This is a genomic window from Psychrobacter sp. 1Y4, from assembly GCF_051847555.1.
This window is the reverse complement of the sequence record NZ_JBPYDE010000008.1, coordinates 65,503-86,143: the sequence shown is the minus strand read 5'-3', so window position 1 is coordinate 86,143 and position 20,641 is coordinate 65,503. Positions and strand designations below refer to the sequence as shown.

General features: G+C 40.1%; 18 protein-coding genes and 1 tRNA gene. 12 read left to right on the top strand and 7 right to left on the bottom strand.

Annotated features, from left to right (window positions below; translation table 11 throughout):
* Window positions 1-123: 123 nt before the first annotated feature.
* From ACS8FC_RS08620 to ACS8FC_RS08610, 3 genes are all read right to left on the bottom strand, one after another.
* Window positions 124-507, bottom strand: coding sequence for a DUF2147 domain-containing protein (locus ACS8FC_RS08620; protein ID WP_439263061.1), 384 nt, complete (start codon window positions 505-507; stop codon window positions 124-126).
* 208 nt (window positions 508-715) lie between these two features.
* Complete coding sequence (locus ACS8FC_RS08615; RefSeq protein WP_439263059.1) at window positions 716-979, bottom strand: hypothetical protein; 264 nt, start codon at window positions 977-979, stop codon at window positions 716-718.
* A gap of 75 nt (window positions 980-1,054) precedes the next feature.
* Entirely contained in the window at window positions 1,055-1,951 is an 897-nt protein-coding gene (locus ACS8FC_RS08610; protein ID WP_439296485.1) for a DNA/RNA non-specific endonuclease, read from the bottom strand.
* Window positions 1,952-2,079: 128 nt separating this feature from the next.
* On the opposite strand from ACS8FC_RS08610, the gene ACS8FC_RS08605 reads away from it, so the two are divergent.
* Both ACS8FC_RS08605 and ACS8FC_RS08600 read left to right on the top strand, forming a co-directional pair.
* Window positions 2,080-2,170: transfer RNA gene (locus ACS8FC_RS08605), tRNA-Ser, on the top strand.
* 283 nt (window positions 2,171-2,453) lie between these two features.
* Window positions 2,454-3,830, top strand: a complete 1,377-nt coding sequence (locus ACS8FC_RS08600) for a tyrosine-type recombinase/integrase (protein ID WP_299187937.1) — start codon at window positions 2,454-2,456, stop codon at window positions 3,828-3,830.
* A gap of 25 nt (window positions 3,831-3,855) precedes the next feature.
* Here ACS8FC_RS08600 and ACS8FC_RS08595 read toward each other — a convergent pair whose 3' ends face one another.
* On the bottom strand, window positions 3,856-4,887 hold the full coding sequence (locus ACS8FC_RS08595) for a hypothetical protein (RefSeq protein ID WP_299187939.1): 1,032 nt from the start codon (window positions 4,885-4,887) through the stop codon (window positions 3,856-3,858).
* Window positions 4,888-5,421: 534 nt separating this feature from the next.
* On the opposite strand from ACS8FC_RS08595, the gene ACS8FC_RS08590 reads away from it, so the two are divergent.
* The 6 genes from ACS8FC_RS08590 (at window position 5,422) to ACS8FC_RS08565 (ending at window position 10,444) form a co-directional block, all read left to right on the top strand.
* Window positions 5,422-6,306: a YagK/YfjJ domain-containing protein gene (locus ACS8FC_RS08590; protein ID WP_299187941.1), complete on the top strand. Its 885-nt coding sequence runs from the start codon at window positions 5,422-5,424 to the stop codon at window positions 6,304-6,306.
* A gap of 145 nt (window positions 6,307-6,451) precedes the next feature.
* On the top strand, window positions 6,452-6,733 hold the full coding sequence (locus ACS8FC_RS08585) for a hypothetical protein (RefSeq protein WP_299187944.1): 282 nt from the start codon (window positions 6,452-6,454) through the stop codon (window positions 6,731-6,733).
* A gap of 61 nt (window positions 6,734-6,794) precedes the next feature.
* Window positions 6,795-7,787 carry a DUF932 domain-containing protein gene (locus ACS8FC_RS08580; protein WP_439296484.1) on the top strand — a complete coding sequence of 331 codons (993 nt, stop codon included), beginning with the start codon at window positions 6,795-6,797 and terminating at the stop codon, window positions 7,785-7,787.
* 95 nt (window positions 7,788-7,882) lie between these two features.
* A complete protein-coding gene (locus ACS8FC_RS08575) occupies window positions 7,883-8,995 on the top strand; it encodes a YqaJ viral recombinase family nuclease (RefSeq protein ID WP_439296483.1) in 1,113 nt (370 codons plus the stop codon).
* Between the two features lie 119 nt (window positions 8,996-9,114).
* On the top strand, window positions 9,115-10,026 hold the full coding sequence (locus tag ACS8FC_RS08570; RefSeq protein ID WP_439296482.1) for a recombination directionality factor: 912 nt from the start codon (window positions 9,115-9,117) through the stop codon (window positions 10,024-10,026).
* A 151-nt stretch (window positions 10,027-10,177) separates the two neighbouring features.
* Window positions 10,178-10,444, top strand: a complete 267-nt coding sequence (locus ACS8FC_RS08565) for a helix-turn-helix transcriptional regulator (RefSeq protein ID WP_439296481.1) — start codon at window positions 10,178-10,180, stop codon at window positions 10,442-10,444.
* Window positions 10,445-10,526: 82 nt separating this feature from the next.
* Here the strand turns inward: ACS8FC_RS08565 and ACS8FC_RS08560 are convergent, their stop codons facing one another.
* Complete coding sequence (locus ACS8FC_RS08560; protein WP_299187953.1) at window positions 10,527-11,579, bottom strand: TRAP transporter substrate-binding protein; 1,053 nt, start codon at window positions 11,577-11,579, stop codon at window positions 10,527-10,529.
* A 301-nt stretch (window positions 11,580-11,880) separates the two neighbouring features.
* Between ACS8FC_RS08560 and ACS8FC_RS08555 the strand changes: the two genes are divergently transcribed.
* Both ACS8FC_RS08555 and ACS8FC_RS08550 read left to right on the top strand, forming a co-directional pair.
* Window positions 11,881-13,044, top strand: a complete 1,164-nt coding sequence (locus tag ACS8FC_RS08555; protein ID WP_075103518.1) for an iron-containing alcohol dehydrogenase — start codon at window positions 11,881-11,883, stop codon at window positions 13,042-13,044.
* Between the two features lie 73 nt (window positions 13,045-13,117).
* Window positions 13,118-14,017, top strand: coding sequence for an SMP-30/gluconolactonase/LRE family protein (locus tag ACS8FC_RS08550; protein ID WP_299187959.1), 900 nt, complete (start codon window positions 13,118-13,120; stop codon window positions 14,015-14,017).
* Between the two features lie 91 nt (window positions 14,018-14,108).
* Here ACS8FC_RS08550 and ACS8FC_RS08545 read toward each other — a convergent pair whose 3' ends face one another.
* The gene (locus ACS8FC_RS08545) at window positions 14,109-15,761 is read right to left on the bottom strand and encodes an RNA-binding domain-containing protein (protein WP_439296480.1); all 1,653 of its coding nucleotides are present in this window, start codon (window positions 15,759-15,761) and stop codon (window positions 14,109-14,111) included.
* A gap of 186 nt (window positions 15,762-15,947) precedes the next feature.
* Here ACS8FC_RS08545 and ACS8FC_RS08540 point away from each other — a divergent pair, with 186 nt between their 5' ends.
* Both ACS8FC_RS08540 and ACS8FC_RS08535 read left to right on the top strand, forming a co-directional pair.
* Entirely contained in the window at window positions 15,948-16,790 is an 843-nt protein-coding gene (locus tag ACS8FC_RS08540; protein WP_439296479.1) for a hypothetical protein, read from the top strand.
* Complete coding sequence (locus tag ACS8FC_RS08535) at window positions 16,768-17,217, top strand: hypothetical protein (protein ID WP_439296478.1); 450 nt, start codon at window positions 16,768-16,770, stop codon at window positions 17,215-17,217. The genes ACS8FC_RS08540 and ACS8FC_RS08535 overlap by 23 nt, the downstream gene beginning before the upstream one ends.
* A gap of 203 nt (window positions 17,218-17,420) precedes the next feature.
* Here ACS8FC_RS08535 and ACS8FC_RS08530 read toward each other — a convergent pair whose 3' ends face one another.
* Window positions 17,421-20,627, bottom strand: a complete 3,207-nt coding sequence (locus tag ACS8FC_RS08530) for a type I restriction endonuclease subunit R (RefSeq protein WP_439296477.1) — start codon at window positions 20,625-20,627, stop codon at window positions 17,421-17,423.
* Between the last annotated feature and the right edge of the window lie 14 nt (window positions 20,628-20,641).

The following is a 20,641-nucleotide window of genomic DNA, read 5'->3' as shown; positions in this document are numbered from 1 at the left end:
GAGTAATATAAAAATTTACTAAAAATAGACCCGCATGGCCTATTGGCGATGCGGGTTGTATTATTTTTTGTGCCATACAATCATATAGTAGATATTAAACAGTTGTATAGATACAGATATTACTTATTTCTTTTTCCAAGTTTGACTACGTGAAAATGGTCCTAGGTAGCCTTTTAAATTAAGCGTGTTACCTTCCAAACTGGCAGTCATACGGTAGGTCTTGTTTTTCGCAGGATCAGTGATAGTACCACCACTATACTTACCGCCGCCATCCGCTTTTAAGTCGGAGATAATAGTCATACCGACGTGCTTTTTGCCTTTTTCTGATACGGTACTAATAAGCTTACCTGTTAAAACACCGTTTGACTCAGTGATTTTGACCACACCTTTCGGTTTGCCATCGTCAAAAGTCTGCCAAGTAGTATTGGCCAGTGGATCGGCCGCCATTGCCATGGTGGCCATGCTAATACCAGCAACTGCTAACACAGATTTTGTAAATAGTTTCATAGATCGACTCCATTCGTATGATGATTCAAAAACAACGTTTTTTGTGCTTATCCTAGGTCATTGGTTGTTTGTTGCGCTTTATTAGTCCATCAGACAACACAATCAACTCCAATAACCCCTTCTGCACTCATTATAGACAAAATCCGAACTTTGCCTAGTAGTTTTTTATAGATAATTGTTTCTATAAAATCAAAACTATATCAAATAGTTACATAAAAGGATTGTCTATATCATTGTCTGGCTGGTCATTTTCTTGTTTTGACGAAAGCGTTTTTTTATTGTTTTGATCAGAATTTTCGAAAGCTTGCAATACTTTAGTCGTCAACTCGTGCAACTGTTTCGCTTGCTCATAGCCTGTCTCATCAAACAATAAATCAAGATCTCCATAAATGATAACTTTATCTTTTTGGTTTTCTACGATCAGCTCACCAATTTGCATACTTTGATGATTGTTTGCGAATGGATCAATCATTTTACTCTCCATGGTTGGGTAACATTGGACATTACCTATAGATAAATAATGGACATTATTTAAGCTGACTTTGATTTATGCTTGCAGCTGTGCGACCAACCATTCAAGAATTGCCCATACAAACAGCAGCCAAGTAGGCTCGTCATTTGATGCGTCGCTCGGTGTATCTGTACTTTCGCCAGCCTTTAGTGGCAACTCTAAAGCTTGCGTTTTGGTTTGAATATCAAGCGCTGGTAAAACATCAATGCCTGTCTTGGCTGTTAACTCATCAACGCTGATGATTTCTATACGCTCGGATTCATCGTTGGGAGCATAATATACACCTGCCTGATTGGTTGCTGGAATATAAACCGCCTTAAAAAAATGACTGGGTACCAATACTCGTCCAGCGAGCTGTTTAGTTTTTTTATTGGTAAATGCAACTCCTGTGACCGTATAAACTTCACCATATTGCTGCGTTAAGTAACGCGTAGCAGATTCAATATTGCGCCAAATATAGCGGTTATTGCGTGGTGACTGCGGGGCGATGTTGGCCAAACTAAAGCTGTCGTATTGCTGGCTGCGTGTGGCCATATCGGCATTGGGTGCCAGATGGCCGCGATCGTAACCAGAACCTGAATAATCTGACAGTGAAGCACGCGCTGACTTCGGCACTCGGCTTTCTTCATGAAAGCTGTCTTCGCGGTCGATGTCTTTGGCTTGCTGCAAGCGCTTGCGAGTCAAATGTTCTGCCGACCAAAGTGGTGTACGTGACACCCCTGAATACATGACGGCAAAACCGTCCATACAAAGTGGCTGAGTCTTGGCGCTAAGCTTATCATTAGTAAACTCAGGGTAGATACCGCCATAAAAAGACTGGTTACATTGAGTGAATTCAGCTGCTTGCGCCGATGATAATCCTACTACAATGACAAATATCGCCATCATTGTGCTGTCTTTTAAAATGTCTTTATATTTGCCAAAACTTATCATGCAGCTTTCAACCGTCTATGCTCGCTATTACGTATACGCTATCCTAGCAGGGGTGTAGCAATAAAGAAAGATAAGGCGTAAGTGGTGACATTTTAAATGTTATCCGCTATACTAAGCCGTCTAAAAACGGTGAAGTGGGTGAGTGGCTGAAACCGCACGCCTGGAAAGTGTGTATACGTTCATAGCGTATCGAGGGTTCGAATCCCTCCTTCACCGCCAATCTTATCAAATGCTAGTTTTCCTATCTTGTCCTAAACACTCCTATACACCTCTGCAACCCTTTATAAATAACGCTTATAGCGTTTTTTTTATGTCTAACGTTTTCCTAATCTATCCGAACATGACCTACCTATCCCATAGCTTGTGTTGGTCTATCTGTTGGTCTATGATTTCATTAGACCTCAAAAAGACCAACATTTAAGCTTTATTATTCAGTATTAGACCAACGTATTTGTTGTATCACTTGAATTATATAGCTTATAGCCATAGGGAATAGACCAACATGTTAAGCGATAGTAAGATCCGTAAGCTTAAACCTAGTGAGAAATGCACGCCTGCGCGTCCTGACAAATACAGTGATCAGCAAGGTTTACAGCTATTAGTACGCAATACTGGCACAAAGACATGGATAAGCGCCTATCGCTTTGATGGTAGGCAAACACGAATGACACTTGGCACTTATCCTCTTATGTCGTTGTCTGAAGCAAGGCAGGCTAATACTGAGATCAAGGCACTACTCACCGATGGTATCGATCCAAAAAATAAAAAGCGTCAAGACAAGCTTGCCAATATCCAAGCGCAGAAGTTTAATGACTACGCATTAGATTGGCTTAATGAGCGTCAGCGTAACGTCAAACCGCGTACCTATCAGCAAGACTATAATCGTATGCATAAAGACGTGTTGCCACACTTTAAAGGTATTGCTTTAAAGGACGTGAGCTTTGAAGATTGCCGTTCAATGGCAGATGAGATCGAAAAGCGTGTGAACAAAGACGGTGAGCCACCGCGTGAAGTCACCAGACGTACTATCGATTTGGTTGCTAATGTCCTAAGGCGTGCCAAACGTGAACGTATTATCGAGCAAAACCCAATCGATGATCTAAAAGCGCTCTACCCTAAAGCCAAAAGTCAGCACATGAAGCACGTGGATATTAATGAGCTGCCTGCGCTACTACAAGCTATCGAAGGCTATCATGGTCATGATCAGACTCGTTTAGGTATGAAGTTTTTAGCCTATTCATTTTGTCGTACTATCGAGCTACGTATGATGAAATGGTCACACATCGATTTTGCGAACCGCTTATGGCGTGTTGATATCGATAATCTTAAAATTGCACGTAAGCACGTTGTACCATTGTCAGATCAGATGCTCGCAGTGCTAGAAGAGATGAAAGACATCACAGGGCAGTATGAGTACGTGTTCTACCATACAGGCATGCATCAGCCCTATAGTGAAGAGTTTATTAATAACGCGCTCGATATCTTAGGCTACGCAGGCAAACAGACAGGTCACGGCTTTCGCCATATCGCCTCAACCAACTTAAACGAGCTTGGCTATATGGGCGATGCTATCGAAAAGCAAATGGCCCATGATAAAAAAAGCAGTATTAGAGCGGTATATAATCATGCACAGCATTTGGAAGAGCGTCGTAAAATTATGCAGGTTTGGGCGGATTTTTTAGACCTGCTCAGAGATACAGGTGAAGTTGTAGACTTTCAAACTGCTCGTAAGCAGATTGAAAATACCTTGAAAAATCAACAACCTGAGACGTTACAGAGTGCAAACAAACAAGTGCTTGTTGAAGCCTTACTCAGTAAAGGAGTTACTATTGATGACCTACTATCACTTATTAAGAATGATAAGCTTAATAATAAATAAAGTTATTAGACTAATAGTCTGAACTTCAATCGCTATCCAGATGTTCTTTAATTAAAGAATATTCGTCTTCAATTAATTTATTAACCATCTTATTAAGCGATAGCTTTTGATGTAAACTAAGTTTAATTAATATTTTATAATTTTTTTGAGTGATAGTAACTACTCTTTTAGACTTATCTTCAGCTTTTTTTCGCGTACTCAGAATACTATCCCATGCTCTACGCATTTTATAAATTAAATAACCTCTTGCAGTAAAGAGCAATTCCTTATCTCCATTAGGTACTTTATATTCGAAATCATTATCATCTGCAATATCAATACTAGCTAAAATTAAATTATACTTATCCTTGATCGTCTTAGGAAAAAAAATACTACTTAATACGAGATTTTTACGATCATCTAAATAATTGTATCCCCATTGAATTTGCTCAACATCTTCTAAATTAATCCAATCTATCTTTTTTGAAGGTGTCCTCCGATTCAAATACCTTCTTTTCATCATGTTTAAGTTTCCAATATTTATTTCTTTTAGACTCTGGTCAGTATTAAGGTTCGGTCTAATAGTAATATGTTTTTCCACCTCTAAATTTGATATTTTTATAATTGACTTTATCCAGTATAAAAACTCTATACCTCCATAAAAACAATCTTGAACAAACTCAGTATCCACATAAGCTGAAAAATACAAACCTGCCCTTAAATCACTAGCAAACCAATTTAAAAAAGAGTTCGGGATAGAACTATATGTTTTCAACGATACTAAATAATCAAGTTTTTGGAATGGGCTAGAGTTTGTAAGTAAATGATCAGTTAAAAGGTTATAAGCGTCATCATCATCGAAATCATAGAAGAGTTTTACTCTTCCTATTGATAGATAATCATAAAATAAAAACTGTTTAACAGCTTCTATATCTATCTTTTTAACCTTTTTATAAATATCCTCTCTTGTAATAATTACATGTGGCTGGCTATTCTGATTTATATATTGATGTTGAACATTTTGAAATGGACCAAGCGTTTGCGCCTGTTGTTCTAAAATATGGTGATTGTTACTCATATAGAAAATCCTGATGCTTAGTAAATATGTATATTTTAGTAGTAAATCTATTGCATACTTAGTAATTTTATAGCTGTATATAGTGAAATCATCGCTTCTAGTAGTAAATTTATAGCCATTACCAGTACGAAAACTCTTATATTATGTCACAGATAATGTTGTTTAAAGGTTTTTATATTCGGTTTTTCGATCGTCAACGAGTTTGTAATTTAGTTATTATTAGGATTATTTTTACGATAGAATATAAAAAACCATAGTTTGATGTCGCAAGTATTTTATATGACTTGATATCTAAATCTAATGCTCATGCCTCTCAATGCCTACGTAACTCCCCATCCATAAATCCCCACCTGTATAGGCTTTTTTAAAAATCAAAGTCACACTGTATCGATATATTCATCAGCTTTAAAATCCGGTTATATTAATATTATATGTAACAATCCTAATACTATGTAACTAGCTACCTTCATCAATAGTAATAATAATTTACATACTTACCTAACATTATGAACCAATAATCTTAGGTAAAGTAAAATGATCATTTCAACTTTGAGCCATGAAGTCGTAGTTACTAAAGTAGATAAACTCGTGACCGATATACTTAATTCTAAAACTAGAATTAATATTCAAAAAATAAGTGAACAGTTGAGCTTTTATTGTCAGTCAATGATATTACTTTATGATCACGAATTAGAATATACTAGTTCGATAAAATGGTTTATAGGTAGTGCTTATCTTGTTTGTGACAATTACTATCCCGATGAAATTATTTGGGATGAAGAAAGGACGCAGAGATTCTTGCATACTCTAAATTCTTATCAATATGAATTTGACACTCCTATTAATAACTTTGCTTTGCAAGAACAACGTAATAGCAAATCAATTCATCAATATATGAACTATTTTCTGAGCGAGTATTCGCGTGTACTTATCGTAAGAATAGACCTCAAAATAAAACCTGATTTTACACATCTTGTCGACATTGAAACTTTTCACAGTTTTATAAATGATCTGAGAAAGAAACTAGGACGTAAAAGAGGCTGCTTTAAAAATTTAAGAGGTAACGCTTGGGCTTTAGAGCAAGGAGAAATTAATGGTGGTCTACATTGTCACCTGTTATTAATCTACAACGGTGATAAGCATAGACAGGACTGGTTTCTAGGCGATGCCGTTGGTAATGAATGGGTTGAAATTACAGAGGCCTTAGGTACCTACTACAACTGTAATAACTTTAAGCACAAACAAGCTTACGATCACCAAGGCACTCTTGGCATAGGCATGATCCACAAAGACAATCCTTTAGAGGTCAAGAATGCTATGAACACGGCGTTGTATTTAACTCGACCTAATAAGTATATGCAGCGTCTCAAAGTGTCGCTACCTAATATGCGTAGCTTTGGACATGGAAGTTACTCTTAGGTGTGGAGGATTTTTAGCAATAGCAAACTAATTTCAAATACATACTACCTTTATGAGATCGGGTATAGATCGTTTACTGCTCATCCAATTAATTTAGGTCTGCCTCGTGCAGGCCTTTTTTATGCCCAAAATAAAAGGAGTGTTTATGAAAACCATCTGTCCATGTTGTCAGTCAACTGCGGTCTATGAGATGACTGATGGCATCAGTAACAATTTGATCGACCAGCTGTTGTCTCCTACGGTTCTAGTCAGCCTTGGCGTTAGTCTGTGTAAGACGCTTAGGGTTCATCCTGCTATAGGCGTGGTTGTAGGTACGACAGTCGCAGCACTGATTGAGATGACTCAGTCTCATCAAGCGCCACCGATGCTAGTCAATCAGCAATATCGCTGTGATGAGTGCTTCCATGTGTTCACCTCACTTCATTAACTCTCAACTCAACCCTCTAACTTATTCAGTTATAAACTATCAATAAAAAGGAAATATTATCATGGCACATTTAGTCGAAAGTATGGCGTACGTAGGCGAAACCCCTTGGCATGGTCTTGGCAATAAGCTCTCACCTAAGCAGCCACTTGAGATTTGGGCACGTGAGGCAGGTCTTGATTGGCGTATTGAGTCCTCCGATGTCAGCTATATGGCAAATAATGATAAAGGGCAAAGCTTGATCATGCCCTTTGATAGCAATAAAGTCTTATATCGCTCAGATACGCTTGAGCCGTTATCGGTAGTCAGTCAGCGCTACCAAGAAGTACAACCGCGTGAAATTCTAGAGTTCTATCGTGACTTAACCGAGCTCTCACACTTTGAGCTTGAGACCGCTGGCATTTTAAAGGGTGGTCGTAAGATGTGGGCTCTTGCTCGTACAGGTCAGTCTATGACCCTTAAAGGCGGTGATGTCAGTAATGGCTACCTTTTACTGGCAACCGCTTGTGATGGGACGCTAGCAACCACAGCGCAGTTCACCAATATCCGTGTGGTGTGTAATAACACCTTAGCGGTAAGCCTTGCTGATGGTAGTGGCGGTGTGGTGAAAGTACCGCATAGTACCTCCTTTGATGCTGATCGCGTCAAGCAGCAGCTAGGCGTATCGGTTAAGCAGTGGAATGAGCACATGTATGAGATGAAGCAATTAACCCAACGCCGCGTTACTCAGGCAGAAGCGGCGAACTATCTCAACCGCGTGTTCAACGATCAAGATAACGACATCATCTTGTTTAACAGCGCTAAAAAGGAAAAGGACGCCGTGCCTAATGCTCGCGCCATGAATCAGGTGATGAGTATGTTTAATGGTCAAGGTCGCGGGGCCGATCTCGATTCAGCACGTGATACCGCTTATGGCTTACTGTCTGCTATGACCGAGTATGTGGATCATGAGCGCCGTGCTATGTCTACCGATCACAGACTAGACTCAGCTTGGTTTGGCGCAGGCGCTAAGCTCAAAGACAAGAGCTTAGAGGAAGCCTTTGCACTTATTGCCTAACTGACTAGCAAACTTAACCAATTAAACCACGCCTTAGCGCGTGGTTTTTTTATGCCTGTTATTTCATTTCAATCAATTTATCGAAGGAGTTCATTATGAACATGATCGCATTAAACACCAGCACACCAGTAAGACGCGCTAAGCGTTTAAGCGCTAAGGTTAAAGCGCCTGTAACTGATAAAGCTCAGGTAGAGATTAAACCAGTCGATAGCTCTGCTACTGAGTCTAATACGCCGCTAACCCCTAAGCGCCTGATCAGCACAAAAGACTTAAGCCGTGACGAGTGGCTTGAGGTACGCCGTCAAGGGGTCGGCAGTAGTGATGCCGCCGCTGCTTGCGGTATCCATCCGTACCTATCGATGCTAGAGCTATGGCTGATTAAGACGGGACGCATGAGCTCAGATATCGATGAGAGCATAGAAGGTTATGCGCCACTGTATTGGGGCAATACTTTAGAGCCGATGGTGGCTAAATACTATCAAGAAAAGACAGGCAATAAGGTACGGCGCGTTAATGCTATCTTGCAACACCCTGAGCCTGATAAAGCCTTTATGCTAGCCAATCTCGACTATGCAGTGACAGGTAGCGATGAGGTACAAGTACTGGAATGTAAAACCGCTGGTGAGCATGGCGCGAAATTATGGCGAGATGGCGTACCGCTATACGTCACTTGCCAAGTACAGCATCAGTTAGCGGTCACAGGCAAACAAGCGGCTCATATTTGTGTTCTGCTATGCGGACACGAAGCGAAGATCTATAAGGTTGAGCGCGATGAGCGCTTGATTAAATCGATCATCGAGCAAGAGCGTCTGTTCTGGCAGTACGTGGAAACGGACACCCCACCAATGCCTGATCATAGCGAGTCGGCAGCTAAAGCATTAAAGCTACTTTATCCAACGCCTAAGCCCTCAAGCAAGGTTGATCTACGAGAGGATGAAGGTGCGAATAAGCTGTTTGATAAATTGCTTGGTTATCGTGTGTCAATGGAAGATCTTGAGCATCGCCACGATCAGGTGAAGCATCAATTGCAAACGCTGATCAAAGACAATGAGGTTGCTGTCTTTAACCAAGGCGCGATCTCATGGAAGCGAAGTAAGGACAGTATTGGCCTTGATAGTAAATCGGTGATCAAGGCGCATCCAGAGCTATTAGCCAAGTTTAGTAAAACCAAGCAAGGCAGTCGCCGTTTTGTCGTCTTAACCGACTAAGCACTCATCTCACCAAGTAGTAGACACAACAACCAATCTATTAAGTGCATAAACGCCCACTCTCACAGGTGGGCTTTTTATTTGCTTTATTCAATTTATTAAACACAAGGAATACCACTATGATTAAAGGTCTAACCATAACTCCGCCTGTACTCGGTCGTATCAGCATTGGACGCGTCATCAATAAAGATGGCAAACGTCTGCCAGCTAAAGACGATCAATTCACCATCACCAGCCAAGTGCAAAACAAAGACGGCTGGATCAATCATCCACTAGACGAGAAGCTGCGTAAAAGTAAAACCGATAAGCTCAGACAAATACCCGTGCGTATGCTGTTTAACGATCCTGAGCTAAACCTACGAGCCGAATACACACTGTTCGATCGGCAAACAGGCAGACCGCTATGCGTCGGTGATGGTGAACAGTGCCAACGTCGAACCAACAACGGTGTAGAGCAGCTGCCTTGTCCTTCGCCTGATCGCTGTCCACTCGCACAAGGCGGAGCCTGTAAACCATACGGTCGTCTCTACGTGAATCTAAGTGAAGACGATGAGCTTGGCACCTTTGTCTTTCGTACCACTGGCTTTAATAGTATTAGAACGCTGGCCGCTCGTTTACGCTACTTTGCTGCGGTATCAGGCAACAAGCTGTCCTGCTTGCCGCTGCAACTCACCCTACGTGGTAAAAGCACGACGCAAAGCTATCGTACGCCCATCTACTTTGTGGATTTAACGCTACGCGATGGGGTAACGCTTAAAGAGGCGGTATCAGATGCACAAGCGATTGACAATGAGCTGATCGAACACGGCTTTGATCAATCGGCTCTAGAGACTACAGCAAAGCAAGGCTACGTCGATTCATGCTTTGAGATTGATAGTGAGGAGGCCTATGAGGTAGAAGAGTTTACTATTGGCGACGGTGGCGATCAAAATGCTGATGGTCAACAAGACAACTCATCAAAGCCTTTGCCCATGCATGACGTGACAAGCATAAAGCAGGGGCTGCAACAAAGCGTGACAGCGGTGAGCTAAGTTAAAGCCACAGCATAAAAGGGAGCTGATTCGTTCAGCTCTTTTTTTATGCACTCAATTTAAGCAGGACAACATAGGATGCCGTAAAAAAATATAGGACTCGCTAAGTATATGAGAGGACACGCTCTCATTCACTTATAAGGAGAAAATCATGGATAATTTAACCGTAAGCACACAACAAAACTTATCGACACCAAGCATGCCACAGATACCACGAATGCTACCGCTTAAACAAGTCGTACACTACACGGGACTTAGTAGCACAACTATTTACGATATGCTCGATAAAAGATCAGATCGTTATGATTCGACCTTTCCTGTTCAGGTCAAGCTATCAAAAGGTAGAGTGGCATGGGTTGAGAGCGAAGTCTCTCAGTGGATTGAGAATAAAATAATAGCCAGAACACAGTCACTATAAGCAATAAACCCCAGTTTGATAAATGAACTGGGGTTATATTTTGATATCAGTCATTATAACTGAACCAGTTATTCTAAATAAATTATACCTTACATGCTACGCTGGCTGCTTTAGCTTCCTCATAAACACCATAAGCATCTAGCCCTAAAGCACTAACGTCATCAAGATATTTTTTTGTACCTTTTTCAAGTGGACCTTTCCAATCCGGATCATTGAGTGGGTCTGGAATATTAACTACTTCATCCCCTCTCTCAATCGCTGCTTGTATTTGTGTCGAGTAAGTTTCATCCCACATTGCCCCTACTTTTTTACTAAGCGCCATACCTGAATTGTCATCAACGACTTTTTTCAAGTCTTCTGGCAAACCTTCGTATTTATCTTTATTCATAGTTACCATTAAAGCAGAGCTATAAAATGGCATGTTAGTATGATACTTCGTCAGTTCATTAAGCTTAAAAGTTTCCATGGCTTCCCATGGAAAGCTTAAACCATCAACAACACCTCGCTGTAAGGAGGTATATATATCAGTAGCAGGTAACCCCACAGGTGAAGCGCCCATACTTTCAATGATATCCCCTGCCACTGCCGAAGGTCTACGTATGCGCATACCTTTCATATCTTCAGGAGTTTTTATTATTTTATCTGTACTATGTAAAGTCCCAGGCCCCGTAGCGAACATAAAAAGCAAATGTGAATCTTCGTACTCACTAGAGATAGTCCCATTTTCATAAAGGGTTTGTAACATACAGCCTGTTTGTGTCGACGAGTTAGACAATCCTGGAAGTTCTGCAATCTGGGATAGTGGGAATCGACCACTCGTATAACCTTGCACTTGAGAGCCAATATCAATCGTTCCTTTTACGGCAGACTCATAAGCTGTATCTGCTTTACTAATCGTTGCTGAAGGATATACTTCAACTTTAAGACGACCATTGGAGTCTGCTTCAATTTGCTTGGCCCATGGTTCAAAAATCTGTTCATTAATGTCAGATGTCGCTGGGTAAAAATGTGAAAAACGTAGAACGGTGGTATCTTGTGATGAGGCAACCTCACTACTCTTAACGGTTTCGCCAGAACATCCGATTAAGCTGATAGCTGCAAATGCAGTAATAGAAAATAAAGAGAAAAGTTTCACTATTAATTCCTTTTGATAGTGATTGCAAGTAGGAGATCATTTGACATAACGTATGGTATGAATCGTTTAAAAATAACAGTTATAGTGATACCAGTCAAATCATTTTACGTATGCCTGAATGTGTGTATAATCCGTAGATACTCAAGTTTTATTTTTAAAGGTCGCTAACACTTTCTGCTATTAAACTGAACGTTATCTAGTACGTTAAATGACAAAAATTAATATAAGATAAATTTCTGTTACTAGCACTTCGAACTTAGCGTTATTTTATATAAAATACATCTACACAAGGAAGAACAAAATGACAGGGATTGAGTTTTATACCAATAGTCATATTATCAGTGAAGTTGACAGCATGCGTCAGAAGCTCGGTACATTAGCTAAACAGTATCGTGCGACGTCAGCTATTATTGTTACGGATACTGGAATCTCTAATCTAGGCTATGTCGATATTGCTCAGCAATCTTTAGAAGAAGCTGGTATTAATGTTGTTGTATTCGATAGTGTCATTGCTGATCCACCTATTGAGATCGTCAATGATGCTATTAAAACTGCCAGAGACAGCAATTGTGATCTGGTTATCGGTTTAGGTGGCGGCAGTTCTATCGATACTGCAAAAATCGTCGCCTTACATCCTAACAATTTTGAGTCTATAAATGATATTTTGGATCAAGATGTTAGTGAATTTGATAGACTGCCTTTATTTGCCATTCCCACTACTGCTGGTACTGGAGCAGAATCTACCTTTGTCTCTGTTATCACAGCGCAAGATGGTAGTAAAAAAGCCATTTACACTCCAAACATCTTGCCTGATGTTGCCATTTTAGATGCCACTCTGACACTTAAACTCCCACGTCATATTACCGCGGCAACCGCTTTGGATGCTATGGTTCACTGTGTTGAAGCATATACAAGTCGCACTAAGAAAAACCCTATTTCAGATGCATTAGCTGTTAAAGGACTACAGATGCTCTGGAGTAATTTTGAACAGGTTATGAATCAAGGCGATGATATCGAAGCTCGTTCTAATATGTTATTGGGCTCAACCTTGGCTGGTATTGCTTTCGTCAACTCATCAGTAGCAGCTGTTCATGGACTCTCCTACCCACTTAGTATTAACTTTCATGTACCGCATGGACATGCTAATGCACTTGTCATGTGTGGCGTCTTTTCATTTAATTTATCAACAGCCGCACCACTCTATGCAGAACTGGCTCATGCCGTTATGCCTAGTCAAACCGCTGACCTAACAGACTTAGATGCAGCAGGCTTATTCATTGCTGAACTAAGAAAATTTTTGGAAACAAGCGGTCTCAAGTATCGCTTAAGTGAATTAAATATTACAAAACAGGATATTCCGGTTCTAGCTGATATCGTTACCAATACTTACGCTCGTCTTATTGCGACTAACCCAAAGGATATGTCATTAGAAGAGGTAACAAACATATATAAGGAAATACTTTAATAAAAGCTGTCATTATTTAAAACAGTTGTATTTATTTATCAAGGAAGATAACCACTACTCAAGGGAAATAATCATGTCAGAATATAAATTAGACGTTGTTGTTGATGGCTTTCATTATTTAGAAGGACCGCGCTGGTATAACGATGCTTTATGGTTTGTTGATTTTTATACACGAGGAGTTTATTGCGTTGATGAACAAGGTGTGGCAGAAAAGATCGTCCATATTGAACAGCAACCCTCTGGTTTAGGTTGGCTACCTGACGGGCGTATGCTGGTTGTGTCGATGAAAGACCGTAAAGTCTTACGCTTAGAAGACGATGGTGAATTAGTCGTTCATGCTGATATTTGGGAGCACTGCGATGGTCATGCCAACGATATGGTAGTTGCTCCCAATGGCAATGCTTATGTTGGTAATTTTGGTTTTGACTTGATGGGCGGTGCTGACCATAGCCATGCCGGTCTAGTATTGGTCAAACCAGATGGAAGCTCGCAAGTTGTTGCAGAAGGTCTATCCTTCCCTAATGGTATGGTGATATCGGCCGACGAAAAAACATTAATCGTCAACGAGTTGTTTGGCAATAAAATCACGCAATTTGATATCAAAGAAGATGGTAGCCTCGGAGAAAAGCGTGACTTTGCAAACTTTGGTGAATTGGGTGATGAGCCAAACCTCGGTGTGCGCATAGAAGGCGCAAGTATTTTACCAGATGGCCTTACCTTAGACGCTGAAGGTGCGGTTTGGATTGCAGACACGCTGAATCAACGCGCCGTCCGTATTGCGGAAGGTGGCGAAGTTCTAGAAATTGTCGATACTGCCCCTGATGGTATTTTTGCTGTTGCCCTAGGTGGACAAGAGGGGAAAACACTCTTTATGTGTGCTGCACCTGACTGGGATGAAGCGTCTCGCAAGGTTGAAACCAAAGGTCGGATGTTATCTACACAAGTTAAAGTAGGTCATGCTGGTACGCCATAATTATTTTTTAGCCTGCTAAATCTAGTTGCCTTCAACTAGATCTAGCTACACTTAGCTGCTTTTAGCTGCATCTAGCTACGTTTAGCTGCCTTTAGCTATCTTTAAGATACCATGTTTGGTTTTTGGAAGTCACTAGACCATCACGGCGCATTTTCTGCAATAAATTACGTACTTTGTTCTTACGCTGTTTATCATCTAGCACTTGCGGTAACTTATTAGCCAGCATTTTATCAAAGTCAGCTAGTCTGCCTCGCTCAAACGTCTTAAGATATTCTATAATCAAGCTTTGATAATGCATGTCATCTAAGCCGCGCATTTGCATATACTCTGCTTGCTGCTCAGTATGCTTAGCAACATTAGCGGCAATAATATAGCTGTTTTTACGTCCTTCTATTAATGACTTTTTGCGTAGCGCGTCGGCTTCCTCTTCAGTGATCGACTGCCCTTTTTGAACTTTATCCAGCGCTATTATGTCGTGCAGTGTGAGATTATCGACTGTCGCTAACTGCTTGGCGTACTCTTGATCAAGCACTTTACCTGTAAACTTTACGAGTACTCTTTCACGAGTCAAGTCATAATCTGGCAATGGAAAAAAGCGCTTAGACTGAATCTGATACATTTTTCTGATACCGCTACCGATGGTGTCCATCATATTTAGATTAACCATGGCATTGACTAAGAACGGGTTGCGATAGCTTGTTTCAGGCGCATCCTGTAATAGGACATTTTCAATCGTCTTAGGAATAAACTCACCGCTGTTTTGAAACAATAGCGTTGAGTCCTCTTTTTCGACTACGGTAATGCGACCACCAAGGCGATAGTCTTGATGACCAATAGCATTGCTTAACGCTTCACGAATGATGTAAGGATCGTATTGTTTCACCTCTTCAGGAAATAAAGATCCAGACGCCATGTAGCGATAGTTGAGGTTACGGATTTTTTGATACACGTCGTCTAAGGCTAATAAAAATGGTGGTGAAAAATGCTCATAGTCTTTTTCAATGCCATCGACGCCCTTCAAAATCCAAGTGATGTGTGCTTGAGCTGGGCTTAGAAAATACGTGGACTCTGGAAGACCAAGTAAAATGATTGCGGTGTTGGTGATCTGACCACGAATGGTAATTTTAGCTTTATTTAAAAAAGTGATGTCGTCCCAATCTTGAATATCCTGAGCTAAACGCTTGTTTTTATCAGCAAAGACTTGTCTGGCAACCGCAATGGCATGCTGATCAAGATCTTCAAGCGTTGCCTCATGGCAAATCTCAGCGCTCCAGTCATTGGCTTGGTTTTGCCAAAGCTTACGGCTTTGATCTGGGTAGTGTTTAAGCTGCTTAGTTAAGCTACCTATACGAATATAAGGCTCATGCAAAAAACTGATCGGCGTATCTGTCGCTGAGGGGATTTCAAACAGCACTACGGCTTTACCGTCAATCTGTAGCTCGTGAATAGTAAAGTGAATTTTAGGGCTTAAGCGTTCAACTAGCCAATGCTCTAAGTCCTCATTGCCTTTTGCTTTTTTTGTCTTCGGGTTAAAGCTTGTGCCAACAATATCGTGCGTTTCATCTTCTACGCCAAAAACTAAGTAGCCAAATTTTTTGCCTGTCAAGCACGCGCCATTGGCAAGCGCAGATATTCGCTTACCGATCTCATCTGGACTGTGAAAGTTATGCTTAAACTCAAGCCATTCTTGCTCAGTAGGCTGCTGAGTTAGGTTTAGGACAAGGCTTTGGTAGTGATTAGGCATAGTAAGAGCGCTAGAAATAATTAAGTATGAATGATTTTGTTTTATTTATTATACGCTGCGAATTGTGCAAAAGCAGTGTATCGTCTGGTTTTGTTTATGCTAAGCTATTGACTCTTATACCAGACAATTTTCCATAATAAATATTATTAATTAAAATTTGGTTATTAATTCGCATAAAGGGTGAATATGGCGACTACAGTTGAGTTCTATAAAGTAACTTTTAAAAAAGAAGATCCTCAAAACCCTAAGACCTTAGAGAAGTATTTTACTTCATTAGTGAGTAAGTCTTTTGGGTTTAAGGATCAGTACGACAGAGACTTCTATAACTTCAATCTAGTACAAGCAAAATACTATGGCGGCGTCTTTAGAAAAATAAGAACTGATGAGATCATCGAAACTGGCAAAGTTGGAGCTGCTGGCAAAAAATTAAGCTATACCAAAGGTGAAGGTAAGTTAGAGACCAATCATCTTGTTTTCTTTCCTAAATATAGCATTCTTGGTTATATCAGAAATGTGCATGCCAATCACTATAAACGCCTTGAAAGTTGCTTGTCAGAAGCTTTTGGTAGAGATGTCGTAGTTTCTCCCTTAATAAATGCTGGATCTCTTAACCAAATACTTCAAAACCGAACCGTAGTAAATATAGACTTTTCTGTGCCTATTAGCTCAGCTCAAGCAACGAACAATGGTCAATTATGGTCTGATGAAGCAATGAAAGCTGTTGATAATTCAGGTGGAGACGTCCTAAAAATGCAAATCGGTCTCGATTTGCGTAAAAGCGAGCGTGGGATGATTTCAAAAGCTGCTGAAAATATCAGAAATCTATTATCACATAACCCGACACGAGCTGTCGTAAAGACTCAAGATATCGATGGCAAATACGACTTAATAGACCTTATTGCTGATAAAATAGTATATAAAGATGAAACCTATTCATATACTAAAGATGCTCTTCAACCGAGTAATATATACGATAAGATCGTGACTGCTTATCTAGGGAAGCTAGATGAAATTGAACAAGTATGCTGAGATATTAAAATGGTTAGCTTTGAGCTTAATCATCTCAGTTGCGTTGTGTATTCTCTTGTACAATGAAATTCTTAACACATCTTCTATAATGATCAACGAGGTGTTAAAAACTTTAATCACCCTGTTTGGTACAATGTTAGGGTTTGTTCTTACTTTAATGGCAATTGTTATAAGCTTAATAGACAAGCGTTTGATTAAAAATATGGTGAAATCAGGTCACTATAACAATCTTTTGATGAGTAGTAAGTTGCTGTCATTACTGTATTTCATCAGTATCGCTATCTATCTTGTAGCATTAATGGTAACAGTTCGACAATCCTCTGCATTTTTAATTTCTATTGGTGCTACTTTAATTACTGCCATCTACTCACTTCGAACAGCCTATAAGTTTTTTCAGATTTTTAAGCATATAGAACCTAATAAATAACTAAATTTTGCAAGTAGCAAAATCAATATAAAATACCGTGCCACTGAGCTGTTTAGCGATAAAAAGTTAATTAGTAACTTTTATCGCTAAACAACTTAAAGTTTTTGGCTACAAATCATTTAACATCAAGGCTCTATCTATATCTCTAAAGATAGCTTCTAAGATCAATTTGTTAACATAAATATCTAAACACTCGCTTCGATCTAAGCACTCATCTCATAAACACTATCGTTACCGCCTCTATAGCTAGCGAAGATATGCTGATAAACGTCTACAGCCTTTATATTCACCTCTTCATCACTATATGATTCTTGAGGTAGCCATAGCAGATTGTCATGAATGACTATCTTAATCTGAGCTATTACTTCACGACTTTCTCGCCAGCGCTCAATACTTAACTTTTCAGCCTTTAATACGTCTAGTGTCTTCTTAGCCACTTTCTTCACTTCTTTGACGTCTTTCTTGCTCAGCTCTTTACCTTCAGTCAGTAGATCAAAAATTGCCAATACTTCCTGATCACCTAAGTTTTCTTTTACAGCTCTCTGCTCTTCAGCAGATAAGTCTTTAACGAAATCGTTCAGGTCATCAAAAACCTTCACCGTATTTTCTAGAGATTTACCTGCATTGTAATCGTCTATTATTTCTTTATAACGCTCATAGAACTTAACCCTTGAAGGATTTTCCTTCAGCATTTGCTTTAGCTTATTCTCAATGATTTGTTGCAGGGTGTAGGTGATCGTATTTTTTTGCTCAGACTTAGCAAATGCACCTTTTAATTTATTAAAATCTAAATTGCTTAGGTCAATATAGATACCGTCTACATGATCACTTTGTTTGACACTGATACTATCACTCACCAATATTTGTAGCTTTTGCATGACTTCGGTGATATCAGCAGATTTGACACTTTTATTGAGACGCTTATAAATAGCGTCAATTGCGTTATGGTCTTTGGTATGAGCTTTGGCTTGCGGTTCAGGAAAAAGAGCTTTGTATTTTCTAAAAACATTCCTCGCCATAACCTCGAAGGTAGCGCGAGTATCCTCGTTTAAACACACGCAGTTTTCAGCTTCTTGTATTTTGCTTATCCTCATCATTGGATTAGCATTCTTGAGAGACTCAAGATCAAAGCCTAGTGAGTGAAGATGCTTTGTCGTCTCTTCAATAGCAGCTCTGAGCTCTTCTTCTAGTTCAGATAGATCTTCTATTGGGCTACCAGTGCCCTCTCCCTTGCCTCCGCCACCAGTATTGCCACCTTCACCATATACAGAATATGCTTTTTCTAGCTGCTCGTAGACATTGCCATAATCAACAATTAAGCCATTTTCTTTTTCATCATCATATACACGGTTCGCCCTAGCTATGGTCTGCATCAAAGTATGACCTTTGATTGGCTTGTCTAGGTATACGGTAGAGACAGACTGAGCATCAAACCCTGTGATCCACATGGCACAGACAATCGCGAGACGGAACGGATTATCAGGATCTTTAAATTCTTTTTCTAGGTCACGCTCTACCATTTTTTTACGATGGGTCGCGATATCTAGTCCCAGTTTTTTAAACTTATCAACTTCATTTTGCTCACCACTGACTACAACGCAAACCTCAGTTTCAGCAACTCTTTTGTATTTGCGGCGTAGCTCTTGAGCTTCTTGCAGATCCTCAGCGTCATCGATACGTTTTTTCAGCTCGACCAGATATTCATCCCAATAGCTTTTGATCAGATCATACATACGAACCGCAGTCGGCTTATCAAGAGTCACTAGCATGCCTTTACCCTGATAGCCACGCTCATTAAAGTGCCATACCAAGTCTTTAGCAATGGTCTCCAGTCGTGACTGTGCGGTTAATATGGGGTAATTTTTACTGAATTTATAGATGAGCTTTTGTCTTTGCTCCTCATCTAAGTTCTCGTCTTCTAGCGCTTCAGCCATCTTTTCATCGAGCTCTGGGTTATCAATCTCGAGTAGCTCGCCTTTATTTAGATAATGTAGTGGTAGCGTCGCCCCATCTTCAACCGCACGTTTAAAGTCATAAACGGATACGTAATCACCAAATATATTTTTGGTAAGCTCTTCTTCATCCTTGATAATAGGCGTACCTGTAAAGCCTAGGTATGAAGCATTAGGTAAGCCATAAAAACGCATGTTACGCGCGTAGATGCCACCTTGTGTACGGTGGGCTTCATCTGAGATAACGATGACATTTTTTCGATTGGTAATGAGTGGATATTCGCTCTCTTTCTTGGGGTCTATAGAAAACTTATGAATCAAGGTAAATATATAGCGATGGTTTTCTGATAACAGCTCACGCAAGTGCTCGCGTCCCGTTATACCAGATTTGTTACCTGCAATTAGATGCTTTTCGTTTACTACGCCAACACCTGAGAACGTGTCATAAAGCTGACTTTCCAGCTCACTTCTATCGACTACTAACAGGAAGGTATAAGAGCCGCCCATCGTCCGATGGATTTTTTCGCATAAAAAAACCATCGAATAAGACTTACCGCTACCTTGGGTATGCCAAAACACGCCAAGCTTGCCTTGTAAGTCTTCAATGTCATCTACTTGATCGATAACTTTATTAACGCCAATATATTGATGGTTTTTTGCCATTATTTTGACAACCTCACCGTATGAGGTATCAAACAATAAAAAGTTCTCAAAAATATCCATTAGGCGCTTGGGATCGCATGTACCACGAATCATGGTATCTAGGCTAACTACACCTTCTGCGTTTTCTTCTATACGCTTCCAATCAAGGAAGTACTTATAAGGACTGGTTATCGTACCGACTTTGGTATCTATACCATTGCTTAGAATGACAAAGCCATTACAATGAAAAATAGTAGGAATGGTGTCTTTATAATCAGTAAAGTTATCATCATAAGCGTGACGTAAATCTTTATGATGGGCTTTTAGCTCAAAGAACACCAATGGAATACCATTGACGAAACCCACCATGTCAGGACGACGGTTATAAAGATCGCCTATGACCTCTAATTGCCTGACTGCTAAAAAGCTATTATTGGTATAGTCATTATAATCAAAGACTTTTAGATGACGCTCTTCAAGCTCATTATCGCTATTAGTGAACTTAACGGGGACGCCATCTTTGAGCAGCTTATACTTTTCTTGATTGATCCTACCTAGAGTTTTATCAGCCGACTTTTGGATAATAGTATCAATGGCTTGCTCATAAGCAGTGTCTGGTAGATCAGGATTTAGGGTAACTAAAGCATGGTGTAACTCACGAGTGAGAATAACCTCTGACTTGTCTTCTCTGCCGAGTAGACCATCTTTACCAAAGGTTTCGTTATGCCAAGCTGTAACGACTTGCCAGCCAAGCTCAATCAATACGTCTTTGGTCGCTTCCTCAACCATGCCATCTTCTGAATATTCGTAGCTCATGATTACACCTGTAA

What these genes read in the sequence shown, in the direction of transcription:
- ACS8FC_RS08580 (WP_439296484.1), top strand. Translation starts at nt 6,795, where the DNA reads ATGGCACATTTAGTCGAAAGTATGGCGTACGTAGGCGAAACCCCTTGG.
- ACS8FC_RS08550 (WP_299187959.1), top strand. Translation starts at nt 13,118, where the DNA reads ATGTCAGAATATAAATTAGACGTTGTTGTTGATGGCTTTCATTATTTA.
- ACS8FC_RS08610 (WP_439296485.1), bottom strand. Translation starts at nt 1,951, where the DNA reads ATGATAAGTTTTGGCAAATATAAAGACATTTTAAAAGACAGCACAATG.
- ACS8FC_RS08575 (WP_439296483.1), top strand. Translation starts at nt 7,883, where the DNA reads ATGAACATGATCGCATTAAACACCAGCACACCAGTAAGACGCGCTAAG.
- ACS8FC_RS08545 (WP_439296480.1), bottom strand. Translation starts at nt 15,761, where the DNA reads ATGCCTAATCACTACCAAAGCCTTGTCCTAAACCTAACTCAGCAGCCT.
- ACS8FC_RS08590 (WP_299187941.1), top strand. Translation starts at nt 5,422, where the DNA reads ATGATCATTTCAACTTTGAGCCATGAAGTCGTAGTTACTAAAGTAGAT.
- ACS8FC_RS08570 (WP_439296482.1), top strand. Translation starts at nt 9,115, where the DNA reads ATGATTAAAGGTCTAACCATAACTCCGCCTGTACTCGGTCGTATCAGC.
- ACS8FC_RS08555 (WP_075103518.1), top strand. Translation starts at nt 11,881, where the DNA reads ATGACAGGGATTGAGTTTTATACCAATAGTCATATTATCAGTGAAGTT.
- ACS8FC_RS08540 (WP_439296479.1), top strand. Translation starts at nt 15,948, where the DNA reads ATGGCGACTACAGTTGAGTTCTATAAAGTAACTTTTAAAAAAGAAGAT.
- ACS8FC_RS08600 (WP_299187937.1), top strand. Translation starts at nt 2,454, where the DNA reads ATGTTAAGCGATAGTAAGATCCGTAAGCTTAAACCTAGTGAGAAATGC.
- ACS8FC_RS08565 (WP_439296481.1), top strand. Translation starts at nt 10,178, where the DNA reads ATGGATAATTTAACCGTAAGCACACAACAAAACTTATCGACACCAAGC.
- ACS8FC_RS08595 (WP_299187939.1), bottom strand. Translation starts at nt 4,887, where the DNA reads ATGAGTAACAATCACCATATTTTAGAACAACAGGCGCAAACGCTTGGT.
- ACS8FC_RS08585 (WP_299187944.1), top strand. Translation starts at nt 6,452, where the DNA reads ATGAAAACCATCTGTCCATGTTGTCAGTCAACTGCGGTCTATGAGATG.
- ACS8FC_RS08530 (WP_439296477.1), bottom strand. Translation starts at nt 20,627, where the DNA reads ATGAGCTACGAATATTCAGAAGATGGCATGGTTGAGGAAGCGACCAAA.
- ACS8FC_RS08620 (WP_439263061.1), bottom strand. Translation starts at nt 507, where the DNA reads ATGAAACTATTTACAAAATCTGTGTTAGCAGTTGCTGGTATTAGCATG.
- ACS8FC_RS08535 (WP_439296478.1), top strand. Translation starts at nt 16,768, where the DNA reads ATGAAATTGAACAAGTATGCTGAGATATTAAAATGGTTAGCTTTGAGC.
- ACS8FC_RS08615 (WP_439263059.1), bottom strand. Translation starts at nt 979, where the DNA reads ATGATTGATCCATTCGCAAACAATCATCAAAGTATGCAAATTGGTGAG.